The sequence below is a fragment of the Phytoactinopolyspora halophila genome (genome assembly GCF_003287285.1).
GTDB lineage: Bacteria > Actinomycetota > Actinomycetes > Jiangellales > Jiangellaceae > Phytoactinopolyspora_A > Phytoactinopolyspora_A halophila.
This window is the reverse complement of sequence record NZ_QMIG01000009.1, coordinates 71,944-88,331: the sequence shown is the minus strand read 5'-3', so window position 1 is coordinate 88,331 and position 16,388 is coordinate 71,944. Positions and strand designations below refer to the sequence as shown.

Genomic DNA, 16,388 nt, shown 5'->3' with positions numbered 1-16,388 from the left:
TCCAACCCAGCGGCTCAACCAGCTGCTCATTGCAAGCACCGATTGAACCTGCCCATAGGTCGATTAGTGTTCATGATCAGCGGGTGGGGAAGGACGGGGGTGGGGTGAGGGCATCACGGAAGCGGGCCGCGTGGTCGGCGATCGCGTCGAGATCGCCCGATTGCAGGGCGTCCGACGGGCACAGCGACTCGCCGACGGCGACGGCGACGGCGCCCGCGTCGACGTAGCTGGCGGCGTCGCCGGCCGAGACCCCACCGGCAGCCAGCAAGGGAACGTCGGATATCTGGCTGTGCAGCGTTGACACATAGCCCGGGCCACCCACGGAAGCCGGGAACACCTTGACGGGTGCCGACGTCGACAGCCAGGCCGACCAGATCTCGTTGAGGGTGAACCCGGTGAAGATCACTGGCGTGGTGCCAGCCGCGCTGAGGACATCGTGAGCACCGGCTGGAGCGACGAGGAACTGTGCCCCCGCAGCGATCGCGTCCCGGGCGTGCTGCGCGCTGGTCACCGTACCCGCACCAACAAGCACGTTCTCGACGGTCCGCGCGTCAGCAACCGCGTCCAAGGCGTTGCCGCCGGACAGCGTGATCTCGACGATTTGCAGCCCGTGTTGCGCGAGCACGCGCGCAACCGCAGCGGGACTGCTGTAGTGCGCGGCTCGCAGCACGGCGACGACCCCGGCGTGCCGCATCGTGTCGGCGAGAGGCACCGCCGGCGCCGGCGCCGGAGCTGCCATCGACGCTTCTGGCGGCGTCGACGCTTCCGACAGCTTGGTCGAGGGGGTGTCCGCTTCCGGGCGTACCACGCTGCTGAACGGCTGGTCGGCCGCACCCGGCACGATTTCGATCTCGAACATCGTGCGATCGCCGCGATGCCACGCTTCGAACCACTCGAACGGCTCGCCGTTCTTGTCCCTGCTGGAACTGCGCAGGAGCAGCAGCGGTTCCCCCTCATCGACGCCGAGGTGCCTGGCCACCTCGCCGTCGGCCTTGACGGCCTCGACGGTACGGCGACCACTGGCCACCTCCCGGCCATAGTCGTCCGACAGGACCTTGTACAGCGAGCGGTCTTCCAGTTCGGCGTGCTCGAGGCCCGGACAGGCCGACGCCGGGATGAAGGAGCGGATGAAGGTCAGCACGCGCCCGTCGACCGAGCGCACCCGATCGATCTGTACTCCCTCCTCGGTTTGCAGAAACTCCTGCACGGGCAGCGGCAGCTCGGCCACGACCTGGCGCACCACATGGGTACGGATCTCATAACCCCTGCGGCGCAGGTCGTCGTACAGCCCGGTGGTGCGTTGCACGAATCGCTCGTGCAGCTTCTTTTCGGCAACGAAGCTGCCCCGCCCCCGCTCGGTGCGGATGAGGCCGGCATGGGTGAGATTGGTCAGCGTCTGCCGCACGACGCTGCGCGACACCTCGTACCGGGCACAGATCTCGCCTTCGGACGGCAAGGTGTCCCCGGGGCGATACCGGCCGGCTTCGATGTCGCGCCGCAACAGGTACTCCAGCTGGTGATACAGCGGAATCGGCGACGTTCGATCGATCTCACCAAGCTCGAGGAACTTCTGACCCTCGGCGTCAGCGGTCACACATCCTCCAGGCGCTGGCTCAGACGGACAGTGCTGCACACATCATGCACGTCATCATGTTATGACAGGACATCAATACACCCTCCTACGATGTATTGCGCGCGGCGACACGTCGGCGCCACTGATCCAGGGCAACGACCACGATAATGATCAATCCGGTGGCCACTCGCTGCCAGAAATCCGATAGTCCCAGGATGTTGAGCCCGTTGGCCAGCAGACCCATGATGAAGACGCCGATGATCGTCCCGCTCACGCGGCCCTCGCCGCCGAAGAGAGCCGTCCCACCGATGACCACGGCGGCGATCGTGCTGAGTTCCATCAGGTTCGCCATGTGAGCATTGGCGCTGGCTAGCCGGCCGCTCAACATCATGCCTCCGATCGCGGCGAGGCCACCGGAGGTGAGGTAGACGAGGAACTTTGTCTTGTCGACGTTGATTCCGGACACGTGCGCCGCTTCCCGGTTGCCCCCGACGGCGACGATGGATCTGCCGAGCTTCGTGCGGCCCAGGATGAACGCCCCGATTCCGCAACACAGGAGCGCGACGACGATGATCAGCGGCACCCCGTAGTAGCTGCCGGCCGCCAAGGTCGTGATCACCGGCGGCATCCGCCGGCCCTCGACGACCTCCGTGAAGTCCGGCACCGGTTGTCCACCCGTCACGAGGAGTGCCACGCCGCGGATCGCCGTCAGCATTCCCAGGGTGGCGATGATGTCCGGCACGTTCCAGCGAGTGATGACCCAGCCGTTGAACGCGCCCACGGCGAATCCGGACAGGAGACCGAATAGGATCGCGATGCCCTGTGGCAGGCCGAAGTGCGCATACGTCACACCCATCACCGATCCGGCAAGCGCGGCCGTGGCGGCGACCGACAGATCGATGCCTCGGGAGATGATGACCAGCGTCTGGCCTACGGCCAGAATGAGCAAGACCGAGTGCTGCCGCAGGACGTTCAACAGGTTGTCAGTACTCAGAAAGGCTGGGGAAAGCACGGAGAAGACCAGCATGAGCAGCACCAGGATGACGATCGCGCCGCCGAGCCCGCCGGCACCGTCGAGGATCCGCACCCCGGTCTGGCCTGCTCGCTGCTTGGCGCGAGCCACGGTGCCGGGCACTCGGGACGAGAGTTCAGACATCGACGCCTCCAGCTGCGGTCATGACACGATCGTCGGACGCGTCCGGAGACAGCTCGTCGACGATGCTGCCGTCCGCCATGACGAGGATGCGGTCCCCGAGCGTCCGCGCTTCCCGGATCTCGGATGTGATGTAGAGGATCGTGACTCCTGCCGTGGCCAGCTCGCGGACCAGCCGGAAGACTTCCTCCTTGGCGCCGACATCCACCCCGCGCACGGGGTCGTCGAGGAGCAACAACCGGGCTCCCGTGCACAGCCAACGCGCGAGGAGCACCTTTTGCTGGTTCCCGCCTGACAACGCGCCCACCCGGGTATGTACCGACGGCGTGCGGATGTTCAACTCCTTGATGTACTGCTCGGCCAGGGCTTTCTCGTCGTCCAATCCGAGCAGGGGCCCGCGCCCGGTCCTGGGCATGCTGGCCAGGGTGATGTTCTCTCCCACGGTCATGGCGGAGATCAGGCCGGCGGAACGGTCTTCACCGACGTAGCCGATACCGGCGGCGATGGCGTCGGCGGGTGAGCGCAGCTCGACCCTCCGCCCGAAGAGCTCCAGTTCTCCCGCGCTCGCCGGTTCTATTCCGAACAGCGTCCGAGCCAATCGACTCCTGCCCGCACCGACCAGCCCGAAAACCGCGGCGATCTCGCCCTTTCGCAGGGTGAGGTCCAGCGGTTTCAGGCGTGGTGGCCGGCCGAACTGGCGTGCCCGCAGCACGACGGACGTGTCCCTTTCTGGGGACCCGTCATCGGTGGACACCGGCTGCTCGGTGACAGAACGGCCGATCATCATGCTGGCCAGCTGGTGCTCGCTGGCCTCGGCCGCCGAGATCTGACCGACCCGCTCGCCGTCGCGCAAGACCGTGATCTGGTCCGCCACTTCCAGAATCTCGGGAAGGCGGTGGGACACGTAGATGACGGCAACTCCGTCATCGACGAGATCGCGGATCACGTCGAACAGGCGACGGGACTCCACCTCGGACAGGGCGGAGGTCGGCTCGTCGAGCAGGAGCACCCGGACGTCGAACGAGAGCGCCTTGGCGATCTCCACGAGCTGGCGCTCTGCCACACCGAGCTCGCGGACCGGCGTCGCAGCTGAAACGTCCAGGCCGATCCGTTCGAGATACGGCACCGCCGCCTCCTCGGTAAGCCTGAGATCCACCATCCGCCTGGAGCGTTGCCACTGGCCGAGCAGGACGTTCTCGCCAACCGACATGGTCGATATCAAGCTGAGCTCCTGGTAGACGGCGCCGATGCCGTGCCGTCGTGCCCGGGCGGGTGACCCGGCCGGCAAGGGCGTGCCGTCGAGAAGCAGCTCGCCTCGATCCGGTTTGACCGAACCTGCGATGATCTTCATCAGGGTGGACTTGCCCGCGCCGTTCTCGCCCAGGAGCGCGTGCACCTCGCTGGCGTCGATGTCGAGATCGACACCAGCGAGAGCCTGCACGCCCGGATACGCCTTCGAGACGTCCCGCAGGCTCAAGAGACTCCCGCTGGTCATGCCTCGCATTCGGCCGCGATCTCTTCCCAGTCGATGTCTCGCAGAGCCGGGTCGGGATAGAAGAGGTCGGCGTTGCCTTCCCAGGCCGTGCGCGGGCGGATGTCCTCGAACTCTGGCACGTCCATCCCGCACGCCAGCCGGACGGCGAATTCCGTCCCGAACCATCCCCACTCCGCGAACCCGTGGTGAGTCTCGGCGATGATCTGACCTTGGCGGATCGCCTCGGTCGACTCGGGGGTGACGTCGTTGGTGAAGACGGCCACGAGCTCGTCGTCGGGCGGAGTCGAGCCGCCGGTGTCGTCCAGCCGCCCTTCCCGTTCGGCGGTGAGCATCGCACCGAGCCCCATCTCATTCGACGCGGCCCAGATGAAGTCGAGCTCGCCCGGCCCGAAGCGGGAAAGGAACGTCTCCGTGGCATCGATGCCTTCTTCCCGGTTCCAGTCCCCGGCGATCGGCTCTGCTATGATCTCGACGTTCTCGGCTTGGTCGATGACTTCCCGGAAGCCGGTGAGCCGCGCCTCGGAAAAGAAGGTCCCGGCGATCCCTTCGATGATCACACCCTCGGCCTCGATGTCCGAGAGGTCGACGTCGGCGTACAGGTCCTCCCAGAATTCGAGATCGAGGAACTCGTCGGAGCCGACGTCGACCTGCTCACCGTCTCCGAGCACGCCGGGGCCCCCGTAGTAGTCGAGTACCGAGTAGGCGGAGACCTTGGCGGCCTCGGTGTTGTCGAAGCCGATGTACGACGCGATCTCGACGTCTTCCTGCTCTTCGAGCAGGTTCACCATGACGACCGGGATGCCGGCCTCTTCGGCCTGGTCGATGGCCGGCTTGATGGCTTCGGTGTCGGCTGGCGAGATGGCGATCACGTCGACGCCGGAGGTGATGTAGTCCTCGACAATGGCAACCTGGTCGCCGAAGTCGACGTGCGTCTCTGGGGACCTGCTGAGTACCTCGACGTCCAGACCGTGCTCGCTGGCCTGCTCGGCAGCCTGCTCGAAGAAGTCGGTCGCGGTCTGGAACACGCCCGTGATGTCCGGGGGCGTCCAGCCTATGGTGATCGCACCGGCGTCGGCTTCCTCCCCGTCCGCACCGGCATCGGTCGCTTCGGGGTCATCGATCTCCACGCCCTCCCCGCAAGCCGCGAGGATCATCATCACGGAAACCATGGCGGCGGAGATTCTCCAACGTGTATGTAGCCTGCTCATGGGGACGCATCCTTTCTGGCGCCCGGAACGCCGAGTGGCGGAGCGAGATAGATTGGACTGACTTTATCATCATGTCCGTACAGGATGATAGATCTCACGTCTACGGTCCTACCACCACCTCAACCCTGGCCAGCATCGTCCGCCGATACGCCGCGACGTCGCGGGACCGGATGTGACGGCGGTTCGTTCCCGACGAGGACCCGTCTCACGTCCTGGGCAGCGGTCATCCCCATCCGGTCGACTGCTTCTGCCGTGTGCCCGGCGATGTGCGGGGTCAGCACCGCCCGCGGCGCGGAGCGCAGCGGGCCGTTCTCGTCACTCGTGACATCCGACGCGACCGCCCCGAGCTTGCCCGCGTGCAGAAGCTCTGCCAGTGCCGACTCGTCGACGACGTCGGCGCGCGCGGTGTTGACGATCACGGCACCCGCACGCACGTTGGCGAGCAGGGCACGGTCCAGGACCGGCGGGCCACCACCCGGGCAATGCAGGGATATGACGTCACACGAGCGCACCAGCTCGTCGAGCGGGCACGGGCGGACGTCGTAGCGGTCGAAGATGTCGGCGGGCACGGCCGGATCGGCACCGAGAACCGCCGCCCCGAGCCCGGCCATTCGCCGGGCGACGGCGCGGCCGATGTTTCCCATGCCGATGACACCGACCGTCAGCGAGCCCAGCTCACGACCCACGAACCGGCACGGCGATCCTTCGCGCACAGCTCGGTCCGCCTCGACGACGTTCCGGGTGCTGCTCGTGATCAACGCCAGCGTGTAGTCCGCCACGGCCTCCGTATTGGCGCCCGGCGTGTTCGTGACGACGATTCCCCGCGCCTGCGCGGCGGCCAGATCGACCGCGTCGACCCCGGTTCCGTACCGGGCGACGATCCGCAGCCTCGGCGCCTGGCGAAGGTGCTCGGCCCGCACCGGAGCAGAGCCGGCGATCCATCCGGATGCGCGGGCGAGGGGATCGGTGAGCGCATCGAGACCGTGAGCCGGGTCGCCACGAACGACGTCCAGGCCCGCGCCCGCGAGCAGCGCCTCCGGGTCCGCGTGGCCCGATCCGAAAGAGCGACTCGTCACGAGCACGACGGGCCGCTTTGCCTGATTGGCCTGCACGGATTGCTCGGCCTGCACGGACATGATGGTCGCGAATCAGCTGGGATAGGTGGGGTTCTCGCGGACCGCGGGACCGTCGTCGCCGGGACCGATGAGCACGGGAAAGCCGTCCCGCTCGATGGTGGCGTAATCCTGGCCGGCATCACCGACATACGCCGCGAAGAAGACGAGAGGGTCATCGCCCACGTTGACGCTGCGGTGCGCCCAGCCGCCCGGCACGTAATTGATCGTTCCCTCGCGGATGGGCTCCACGCGATACCGCCCGTCCTCGGTGGCGAGGATCAGCCGGCCCTCGCCGGAGAGGCCAAGATAGATCTCCGAGCGGTCACGCACGGCGTGGAAGTGCCCCTTGGTCATGTAGTACTCGTCACCGACCGTGCCCGGCTCGATGATGGTCGTCGAGCACTGGATCTCCGAGTTCTCTTTCGGGACCGGCATCGGCAGGACCTGATACACGACGCGGTCGGGATCTTCCGGGGCGACTTGGAAGAAGCCCCGCAGGTCCTCCTGCGTTCGCACCTGAGGAGTTCCCCGCTCGGGGTCCAGCGCCCCTGATTTCAGCTCAAGCAATGTGGTGAACGGGTCCAGCTTCGGCTGCATGAACGGCCCTCCTAGCATGTACGGACAACATCCTCTCATGCTAGCTACGGCCCATCAATATGTCCGATGAGCCGCCCGGCGAGGGATTCCGCGTGCACGGCGGGGGACGCAGCGTGCATGGCCAGGGGAGCCGGCGTGCACGGCCGTTCGGGCGCCGCACCCGGGTGACGAGTCGGGTGTTCGCCCGGCGCGGTGTCCGGAAACTGTCGGGCATGGCTGGCATCCTGAAGCACGACAGCGTTGATCCACTGGCTCAGCAGAAGGATGCCCATGCGCCTTCTCCACACCTCGGACTGGCATCTCGGCCGGACGCTGCACGGTCTCGATCTCCTCGATCATCAAGCCACCGCGCTCGACCAGATCGTGGAGATCGCCGAGGCAGAGAGCGCCGACGCCGTCCTGGTTTCCGGCGACGTCTTCGACCGCGCGATTCCGCCCGTCGAAGCCGTCCGGCTTCTGGAGCAAACGCTCAGGCGACTGACCGAACACGCTACGGTGATCGTCACCTCCGGCAATCACGACTCCGCGGCGCGCCTCGGCTACGGATCGTCGCTGTTTCCCGATCGCCTGCACGTCGTGACGCGGGCCGAGCGCACCGGTCACCCCATCGAGCTCGAAGATCAGCACGGGCCCGTGATCGTCTACCCGTTCCCCTATCTCGACCCGGACGGATGCCGGCACACCCTGGCCACGGGCGACGAGCCGCTGGCCCGATCACACGAAGCCGTATGTACGGCGGCCATGCGCCGGGTGTGGGAGGACATCGACGCCCGCGAGGCACGCGGCATGCGCACCGTCGTCATGGCACACGCATTCGTCGTCGGCGGGATACCTCCGGATACGTCGGAGAGCGAGCGCGATATCCGGGTCGGCGGTGTCGATTCGGTTCCCAGCGCGGTGTTCGACGGCGCCAGCTACGTCGCCCTCGGCCACCTGCACGGCCCGCAGGAACCGAAGGCGCAGGACGGGGCAACGCGGTTGCGCTACTCGGGATCGCCGCTACGGTTCTCGTTCTCCGAGGCCGAGCAGGAGAAGTCGGTGACGGTGGTGGAGCTGGACGCCAGCGGCGTGGCCGAGATCAGGCCGATCCCCATCGCGCAGCCCCGGCCGATGGCGCGGATCACCGGAACGCTCGACGAGATCCTTACCGATCCTGATTTCGCGGCGCACGAGGAGGCCTGGGCCCAGGTCACGATCACCGACGCCGCGCGCCCGCCGCAGATGCGAGAACGCGTCGCGCACCGATTCCCGCACCTGCTAGAGATCCGGCACGCGCCTCCGGCCAGCACGATCGGCACCAGCACCGGCGTGGCGAACCCGCGCAAGACCGACCCCTTGCACGTGATGCGCGACTTCGTCGAACACGTCACCGGGCAGCCTGCCACTGATACCGAGCTCACCTGCTTGCAGACATCTCACGACGCCGTACTCGTCGGCGAGCGGGAGGATTGATGCACCTGCACGAGCTGACCTTCGCCGCACTCGGACCCTTCCGCGACGAGCAGCACATCGACTTCCGCGAGCTCACCGCCGGTGGGCTCTTCTTGCTCGACGGCCCCACGGGAGCGGGAAAGTCGACCATCATCGACGCCCTCGTCTTCGCCCTCTACGGCCAGGTGGCGGGCGGGAATTCGAGCAAGCACCGCCTGGTCTCTGACCATCGCGACAGGAACGCCGAGCCGTTCGTCGAGCTCGTCTTCGAGACCGGTCGAGGGATCTTCCGGGTGCGCCGCACGCCGGAGTTCGAGCGCCCCAAGAAGCGCGGCGAAGGCACGGTCACCCAGCAAGCAAGCGTGAAGCTGTGGAAGGCCACCAGTCCGGACGGGCTCGACGGCGATCCGCTGTCCACGCGCGCGGGAGAGGCAGATGCCGAGATCCTGGAGGCGATCGGGCTGACCCGGGAGCAGTTCGTCAAGACCGTCGTCCTCCCGCAAGGCGAGTTCGCCCGGTTTCTGGAGTCCAAGAGCGACGAGCGACGCGACATCTTGCAGCGGATCTTCGGCACGGAACACTACGAGCAGGTCCAGGAGGATCTACGGCGCCGCCGCGTCGCCGCCCGCCAGGAATGCGACCGGGCGGATCAGCAGGTCCGGTTCGCCACCGAGTCGTTCGTGGACGGCGTCGGGCTCGACGACGATGGCGCGCGGGCCGTCTCTGACCTCACCGAAGTAGCCATCACCGCCACCGCCCGGGAGCGAGACGAGGCCGACGCCGTGCTCCTGGCCCGGATCGTCGACATCCACACCGGGCTCGAAACGCAGCACCAGGCGTGCGAGCTGCGGCACGCGGAGGTGGAGGCCACACGTCACGAAGCCGCCAACCACCTCCACGAGCTGGAACAACACCGCGAGCGGCGAGACCGGCTACGGGCAGCACGCGCCGCGAAGGACCAGCTCGAAGCAGAACGAAGCGAACAGGAAGAACGCGAACGCCGGCTCGACGCGGGCCGACGCGCGGCCAGGTGCGAGAGCTCCATTCACGCGCTCGACGACGTACGCGGCCGCCTGGACACCGCGCAGCGGCGTGTCGAGGACCTGCGGGCGACGGTCGAGCTTCCGGGCATCGACGTTGCCACGGCGCGCCACCAGGACGTGTCGAGGACGCACCGCGAGCTCCGGGACATCGTCATCGGTCTCGAAGATGTACTGGAGGTCGAGGCCCGGCTCCCCGATCGCCGCGATCAGCTGACCACGTTGCAACGCGACCGCACGAAGCTGGCCGCCAATCTCGAGACGATCGAGTCTCGGTGCACCGCCCTTCCAGCAGAGATCGCCAGCGTGGAAACCGAACTGGATGCCGCCCGCAAGACCGCCGCGTCCCTGGATTCCCTCCGCCACGAACGCACCGGGATACACGAGCTGCTCAGCGTGCATGATGCCCTGGTGGCCGCGCGGCACCAGCACGAATCGGCCGAAACCGCCCATCAGGACGCGTTGCGTCGCCTCGCCGAGGCCAGCGAACTCGAGTCCGACCTCCGTCGCCGGTACCTCGCGGGAATTGCCGCCGAGATCGCCGACGAGCTCGTCGACGGCGAGCCCTGCCGGGTCTGCGGGGCCACCGAGCACCCGGCACCGGCCACCCGCGCAGCCGGTGACGTGACGCGGGAGCAGGTCGAGAGCGCCGAGCAAGCACGCAAGGAACGCGAGCACGAGCGCGACGCCCGGCAGCAGGACGTCACGCGGGCGTCGACCCGTGTCGCCGAACTGGAGGGCAGGCTCGACGGGCATACCGACGACGAGTTACGGCGGCGGCTAAGCGAGACCGACGCGGCCATCGACGCGGCCGAAACGGCGCAGCAACGGGTCGGCGAGCTGGGCGAGAATCTCGACCGTCACCGGCAGGAGCTCGACGATCTCACCGAGGAACGTCGCCAGGCCGCCGCCGACATTGCCGGTGTGGACGCGCAGATCACCGCCCTGTCCGAGGCCATCGACCGAGACGAGGCCCGGGTGGCCAGCGAGCGTGCCGGCTTCTCCACGATCGCGGCACGTGTTGCCGATCTCGAACGCCGCGCCCATGCGGCCGAACAGCTAGCGTCAGCACTCGCCGACGTCGAGCGGCACGCCGACGAGCACACCCGCCGTGAACGGGAGGTGGACGAGGTCATCACGGCCGCCGGCTTCCCCACCGAGGACGACGCCCGCTCCGCACTCCTTCCCGCAGCCGAGCTCGACGATCTGGAGACGGCCGTGCAGGATTGGTCCCGGCGCATGCACGAGGTCGACGGCCGGCTGGCCGCACCCGATCTGGTGGGGGTGGACCCGGACGCGCACATCGACGTGACGGCTGCCCGCACCGAGCTCGACCGGCGCGACGGCGAGTTCGAAGAACTGCAGCGCGCCATGGCCACGAGTGACCAGCGGCTCGAACGCAGCCACCGAGCGCGGGCAAAGATCGTCGATGCGCTCCTCCGCCGGCGCCAGCGATACGCCGAGTCCGAAGCGCTGATTCGCGTCGCCGGCCTGGTCAACGCCGACTCGCCCGACAACGCCCTGCGCATGCCGCTCGCCACCTATGTCCTGCAGCGCGTATTCGACGGCGTGGTCGACGCCGCCAACGAGCGGCTGGTCGAGATGTCGTCCGGCCGGTACGCTCTCGAATCCCACGAAGGAAAACAAGCGGGTTCGCGGCGGACCGGCCTGGGCCTACGCGTCGTCGACGCACACACCGGGCATGCCCGCGGCACCGACACGCTCTCCGGTGGTGAGACCTTCTACGTCTCGCTCGCGCTGGCCCTGGGTCTCGCGGACGTGGTGACAGCTCAAGCAGGTGGCCTGCGCATGGGAACGCTGTTCATCGACGAAGGATTCGGCAGCCTCGATCCGGACACGCTGGACAACGTCATGGGTGTGCTGGCAGATCTACGCAGCGGCGGGCGAAGCGTCGGCGTTGTGAGCCATGTCGAAGAGCTCAAGACCCGCATTCCCGAGCGGATCGAGGTGCGGCGCCCGTCCGCCAGCGGCCCGAGTACCCTCCACGTCATCGCCTAGCTGGGTAGCACCAAACGGGGGCCGGCAGTCTCGGTCCGGCAGTCTCAGTCCGACGTGGTGACTTCCGACTGCACCTCGGCCACCGGGACATTGAACGTCTCCGATGCGGTGATCGTATCCAGCTCGCCGCTATCGGTCTGTTCACCGTCGATCCCACCACGCCAGCGGGTGTTCCACACGGCTTCCGCCGTCACCGGGAACCCGTCCGGATGCGTGGTCGAGGCTCGCTCGAACTGCACCGCACAAGCCGGATCCTCGCCTGGTGACCATTCATTCAGCGCCTCCGACGGCGAGCACTGCGTTCCGCCGGCGGGCGAGCTGATCGACAAGCCGTTCGTCTCGGCTTCGACCTCGACCCAGGTGCCCGTCTCGGGAATGGTGGCCCGCATCGTCAGCGTGCCGTCCTCACCACCGACGGACTCCGGGTCGGTCACCCAGTAGCCCGTGTCGACGTTCACCAGGGTGGTGTTCTCCGTTCCCGCCGCCTTCGGGTTCTGATCGACCTCCGGGCTCGGGATCTCCAGCTTGGCCTGCGCTGCCAGCGCCAGCTCCTCGGGCTGGATCACCACCGGCGGTTCCGTCTCCGTGTTCTCCCACCAGACGGCTACCTGTGGAATGCACGCATCGGGATACCAGTCCTGGCACGTTCCCAGGAACTTCTCGAAATCAGCAATGTTGAACTCGATGCAATTAGCCATGTACCACATGCCGTCATCTGGATCTTCTTCTTCTTCGATCCTGTCGACATAGTCCGGCGACGGCAGGAGGAGAATGAGCGGAGGAAACGCGAGCAGAGCCCCCTGCCAGAAGGAGCGGAATGTATCGTGATCGGCGAAAGGCTCCCACCAGCAGCGCGCTGGGACCGACACGGTCTCCGTCGAACTTCCGCCGGGAACCGTATCGCCCTCGATCACGATGGTCTGGTCAACGGTCCCCTCGACCTCGTTCGAATCATCGTCGGAGCCACCGCCCCATCCGTCTGCCCAGGCATGAGTAAAGGTCAGCGGCAGAACGAGGGTACTCGCCAGAACTCCACTACCGAGCCGTCGAATCCAGCTACTCATTCGAAGATCCCTTCGCAGGGAGAGACGTCGTAGTCATGCACCACGCGACTCACCTTCCATTCCCCATCAACCCGCTCTAGCTCCGACTGCACCACCCGCAGCGGATCAGCAGAGCTCGGCGCCGAGCCGTCACCAGGCACATCTATCCATCCACGCGTATTCAGGCAGGTCTCTGCCGAAGCCGTGTCCCCGTCGATGTTCACCGACAGCGCCACCTCTTCGACAGGTGGTCCGACACTGACCATCTCGCGCTCTTCCAACTCGGCAGCGTGTTCACGCACCGTCGTCAGGTTCGGATCGATCACGTATTCCTCGATGCCCGAGTCTTCAAACGACACGCCCCACATGATCTGTTCAAATGCCGCTGTATATCGCCCCAGCGTCTCGAGGACCTCTGCCTCCTCGTCGGTGGCGTCGTCGTGCGGCTCGACGGGCGCGATATCGCGCAGCTCGACGACGTTCTCCTCCTCCAGGTACGGCTGGGTGAACGTCGGCGCCGGGGTTCCGCTGCTCGCATCACCGTCGCCGTCGTCTTCGGCGTCCGGAGAGGTGTCCGATGTGGGCGATTCATCTGGATTGTTCGCGTCATCCGAGCCAGGTGTCTCGGCCGCGGTCGACGTGTCGTCAGTGGCGTCCAGACCGGCAGGTTCGTCGCCGCTGGACCCACAACCGGCCAGAACGAACGGGGCAAGAATGCACCCCGTCACGGCCATCCGGATTCTGGCCCGCATTCGACTCCTCGACACAAACGACCGTTATGACCAGAAGTCAGCCTAACGCGGGGCTCCGGGTTACGCATCTTCCGTCGTCCAGAGGAAAATGATCAATGACATGGCAGGGCCGCATGACACCGGAACACGAAGCAACTGATCGTCGTGATCAGTCAGGCCGTCGTGCCACCCGCCGGGTCATGCGGCCGCTGCATCTCTCCTCTTGTGGCAGGTCTGCCGGATCAATCCGGATCAGTTACGGACGGAACGCAGGAAGGAGCGGACTTCGGCGTTGAACACATCGGGCGCCTTGACATGGCCGTTCTTTCCGAGTCCTGGCAGCACGGCCAGCTGCGACACGGGAATCCGGGCGTGCAAGTTCCGGGCGGTGTCCAACGGTGTGCGACCGTTACGGTCGCCGTACAGCAATAGTGTCGGGATGTCGATCGCAGGCAAGCCTGCGGGAAGCTCGGCCTCGGCGAGGACGAGGCTCTGGGGGACATCGGGGTAGCGCCGGTACAGCTCAAGCGCGAGCGCCGTACCGGACGCCAGGCCCAGCACGTGAGGCCGGCCCAACCCGAGCGTGCGAATGAAACCTGCCAAGTAGTCGACACATGCCGACGGGCGGAGACTCTCGGAACGGGACGAGCCGTTCAGGCGCGGCCCGTCCCACGCGACGACGGTGAACTCGTCCGAGAGACCTTCGAGTTGTGGTTGCCACGCGCGACTGTCACTGGTGGTGCCGCGGAGCAACACGAGCGGTGGACCTTCCCCTGCCTGTGCGAATGTGATCTGCATGCCGCTACCTCGATCCTGGTCTAGCGTGCACTGATCAAATTGACTAGTAAAACTAGGCTAGCGTCAAATGAAACTGTTGGGAAGAGGTGAATGAACTTTATCTTCCAACAGGCAGAACAGCAGTGGGGTGCGGTCTTCGACAGGTGAGCCAACCGCTCCGGTTCGCGCGGCGGAGCTCCGCGTTCCGTCATTCCCCGTAGGCCCAGCCCAGCCACGAATCGATCTCGACGACGATCACCGGCCCGCGCGGAGGGTCGGCGGCATACTGGGCGTACTTGGCCGTGAGCAGATCGGCCGCCGAATCTCTCGCCCCGTCCTCCTCGACGACGCTCGCGTGCCCGTCGGCGCGGACCCACCACAGCTGCGACCAGTCGTCGTCGTAGTGGTCCCACAGCACCGCGACCTGAGGATTTTCCACGATGTTGCGCAACCGCCGCAGCCGCGTCGTCGACTTCGGCTTCTGGTCGACACCGGTGATGAACCGGTCACCCTCCACCACGAACGTCACCGGCACGATGTGTGGCTTGGTGCCATCACCCACCGTCGCCAACCGGGCCACTCGCTCGGCGCTCGCCCGGCGCCGGCACTCGTCCACACTCAGCCGCATGCTTCTCATGATGAACGCTAGGCCGCGGTGTCACACCCGCAGCCCGCTGCGTGTCTTCACGGGTAGCACACGAGAGACCGATAGGAGGTACGCCATGGCACGAATCTCGCTCGATCCGCCGCGCACGCTGCAGAACCGGCTGGCCGCGTGGTACTGCCGCCGCCGTTTCGGGGCCGAGATTCAGCCCACCCTGGCGGCGGGCCACAACACCAAGGTGCTGCGCACCATCAGCCTCACCGAGCTCCGTCTCGCTCGATGGAACGCTCTCGATCCCACGCTCAAGGCACTCGCCACCATGACCAGCGCCGCACAGATCGGATGCTCGTGGTGCATGGACTTCGGGTACTGGGAGAACCACCACCGCGGCATCGACCCGGCCAAGCTGCGCGACGTGCCACGCTGGCGCGACAGCGACGTCTACACCGACCTCGAACGCCGCGTCATGGACTACACCGAGGCAATGACCACGACGCCGCCGGAGGTCACCGACGAGATGGTCACCGCGCTGATCGACGATCTCGGAAGGGCCGCGTTCGTCGAGCTCACCGCGATGGTGGCGCATGAGAACTTCCGCAGCCGGATAAACTCGGCGTTGGGGCTGACCAGCCAGGGTTTCAAGGAACAGTGCGAGGTGCCCGCGCAGTGAGCGACCCGTTCGACCAGCATCGGCGGCTACTGTTCACGGTCGCCTACGAGATGCTTGGCAACGTCGCCGACGCCGAGGACGTCGTCCAGGACACGTGGCTGCGCTGGTCCGCCGCCGACCGTAGCGATGTCGCCGATCCCCGGGCGTACCTCGTGCGGATCACGACGAGGCTCTCGCTGAACCGGCTGCGCACGCTGCGGACCCAGCGGGAGACCTACGTCGGTTCGTGGCTGCCGGAACCCCTGATCACCAGTCCCGACGCCGCCACCGACGTCGAGCGTGCCGAGGATGTCTCGATGGCCATGCTCGTGGTTCTGGAGACACTGGCACCGCTCGAACGGGCCGTCTTCGTCCTGCGAGAGGTCTTCGGCCTGCCGCATGCGGAGATCGCCACCGTTCTCGAACGCAGCGAGGCCAGCGTCCGCCAGCTCGCCCGGCGGGCACGCCAGCACGTGCACGAGCGCCGGCCACGTTTCGATACCGATCCTGCACAACGCCAGGAGGTCACCTCGCGTTTCCTCCAGGCGGCGGAGGGCGGCGACGTGCAGGCGCTCGTGGGCGTGCTGGCACCGGACGTCGTCATGATCTCCGATTCCGGCGGCAAGGCGAAGGCGCCGCGCCACCCCGTCGTCACGGCCGACAGGGTGGCGCGAACGATCCTCGGCATTGTGCAAAAGGACGAGTCGCAACAACTCGAGTACGAGTACACCGAGCTCAACTACGCACCGGCAGTCGTCGGCTGGCGCGGTGACGAGCCGAGAGCGGCCCTGTTGTTCGAAATCCAGCACGGCTGCATCACGCGCCTCCTCCTCTTCCGCAACCCGGAACGGATGGCTGGACTGGCCCGCGCCGGCACTCGGGCGATCGTTGCCCGGCGTTCACCGGACGAGAGGTATGCCGGCGCCTAAGGTGTCTCCTGACCAGACGTCGTG

Annotated in this window: 15 protein-coding genes; 4 read left to right on the top strand and 11 right to left on the bottom strand. The window is 66.7% G+C overall.

All coding sequences use genetic code 11. The features are described 5' to 3' along the window. Positions 1–76: 76 nt before the first annotated feature. From DPM12_RS11235 to DPM12_RS11205, 7 genes are all read right to left on the bottom strand, one after another. Complete coding sequence (locus DPM12_RS11235; protein ID WP_158542858.1) at positions 77–1,594, bottom strand: UTRA domain-containing protein; 1,518 nt, start codon at positions 1,592–1,594, stop codon at positions 77–79. Between the two features lie 85 nt (positions 1,595–1,679). Continuing rightward, entirely contained in the window at positions 1,680–2,729 is a 1,050-nt protein-coding gene (locus DPM12_RS11230; protein WP_112258410.1) for an ABC transporter permease, read from the bottom strand. After that, positions 2,722–4,221: a sugar ABC transporter ATP-binding protein gene (locus DPM12_RS11225; RefSeq protein WP_158542857.1), complete on the bottom strand. Its 1,500-nt coding sequence runs from the start codon at positions 4,219–4,221 to the stop codon at positions 2,722–2,724. Before DPM12_RS11225 ends, DPM12_RS11230 begins: the two co-directional genes overlap by 8 nt. After that, entirely contained in the window at positions 4,218–5,429 is a 1,212-nt protein-coding gene (locus DPM12_RS11220; protein ID WP_211658809.1) for a sugar ABC transporter substrate-binding protein, read from the bottom strand. The genes DPM12_RS11225 and DPM12_RS11220 overlap by 4 nt, the downstream gene beginning before the upstream one ends. Positions 5,430–5,548: 119 nt before the next feature. Continuing rightward, positions 5,549–6,559 (bottom strand): NAD(P)-dependent oxidoreductase, encoded by a 1,011-nt coding sequence (locus tag DPM12_RS11215; protein ID WP_211658808.1) that lies wholly within the window; start codon positions 6,557–6,559, stop codon positions 5,549–5,551. An 18-nt stretch (positions 6,560–6,577) separates the two neighbouring features. Continuing rightward, positions 6,578–7,141: a glucose-6-phosphate isomerase family protein gene (locus DPM12_RS11210; RefSeq protein ID WP_158542856.1), complete on the bottom strand. Its 564-nt coding sequence runs from the start codon at positions 7,139–7,141 to the stop codon at positions 6,578–6,580. 44 nt (positions 7,142–7,185) lie between these two features. Continuing rightward, positions 7,186–7,413, bottom strand: coding sequence for a hypothetical protein (locus DPM12_RS11205; RefSeq protein WP_112258406.1), 228 nt, complete (start codon positions 7,411–7,413; stop codon positions 7,186–7,188). Between DPM12_RS11205 and DPM12_RS11200 the strand changes: the two genes are divergently transcribed. Together DPM12_RS11200 and DPM12_RS11195 are read left to right on the top strand one after the other, a co-directional pair. Then, the gene (locus DPM12_RS11200; RefSeq protein ID WP_112258405.1) at positions 7,412–8,593 is read left to right on the top strand and encodes an exonuclease SbcCD subunit D; all 1,182 of its coding nucleotides are present in this window, start codon (positions 7,412–7,414) and stop codon (positions 8,591–8,593) included. The genes DPM12_RS11205 and DPM12_RS11200 overlap by 2 nt on opposite strands. Then, a complete protein-coding gene (locus tag DPM12_RS11195; protein WP_112258404.1) occupies positions 8,593–11,631 on the top strand; it encodes an AAA family ATPase in 3,039 nt (1,012 codons plus the stop codon). Before DPM12_RS11200 ends, DPM12_RS11195 begins: the two co-directional genes overlap by 1 nt. A 44-nt stretch (positions 11,632–11,675) precedes the next feature. On the opposite strand, the gene DPM12_RS11190 is transcribed toward DPM12_RS11195, so the two are convergent. From DPM12_RS11190 to DPM12_RS11175, 4 genes are all read right to left on the bottom strand, one after another. After that, positions 11,676–12,695, bottom strand: a complete 1,020-nt coding sequence (locus DPM12_RS11190) for a hypothetical protein (RefSeq protein WP_112258403.1) — start codon at positions 12,693–12,695, stop codon at positions 11,676–11,678. Continuing rightward, positions 12,692–13,426 carry a nuclear transport factor 2 family protein gene (locus tag DPM12_RS11185; protein ID WP_123788611.1) on the bottom strand — a complete coding sequence of 245 codons (735 nt, stop codon included), beginning with the start codon at positions 13,424–13,426 and terminating at the stop codon, positions 12,692–12,694. The genes DPM12_RS11190 and DPM12_RS11185 overlap by 4 nt, the downstream gene beginning before the upstream one ends. A gap of 231 nt (positions 13,427–13,657) precedes the next feature. Continuing rightward, on the bottom strand, positions 13,658–14,203 hold the full coding sequence (locus DPM12_RS11180) for an alpha/beta fold hydrolase (protein ID WP_112258401.1): 546 nt from the start codon (positions 14,201–14,203) through the stop codon (positions 13,658–13,660). Positions 14,204–14,390: 187 nt separating this feature from the next. After that, the gene (locus tag DPM12_RS11175; RefSeq protein WP_112258400.1) at positions 14,391–14,810 is read right to left on the bottom strand and encodes a TIGR03668 family PPOX class F420-dependent oxidoreductase; all 420 of its coding nucleotides are present in this window, start codon (positions 14,808–14,810) and stop codon (positions 14,391–14,393) included. A 94-nt stretch (positions 14,811–14,904) separates the two neighbouring features. On the opposite strand from DPM12_RS11175, the gene DPM12_RS11170 reads away from it, so the two are divergent. Both DPM12_RS11170 and DPM12_RS11165 read left to right on the top strand, forming a co-directional pair. Next, on the top strand, positions 14,905–15,456 hold the full coding sequence (locus tag DPM12_RS11170) for a carboxymuconolactone decarboxylase family protein (RefSeq protein ID WP_112258399.1): 552 nt from the start codon (positions 14,905–14,907) through the stop codon (positions 15,454–15,456). Then, positions 15,453–16,364, top strand: a complete 912-nt coding sequence (locus DPM12_RS11165) for an RNA polymerase sigma-70 factor (protein WP_164465319.1) — start codon at positions 15,453–15,455, stop codon at positions 16,362–16,364. Before DPM12_RS11170 ends, DPM12_RS11165 begins: the two co-directional genes overlap by 4 nt. Positions 16,365–16,388 lie beyond the last annotated feature (24 nt).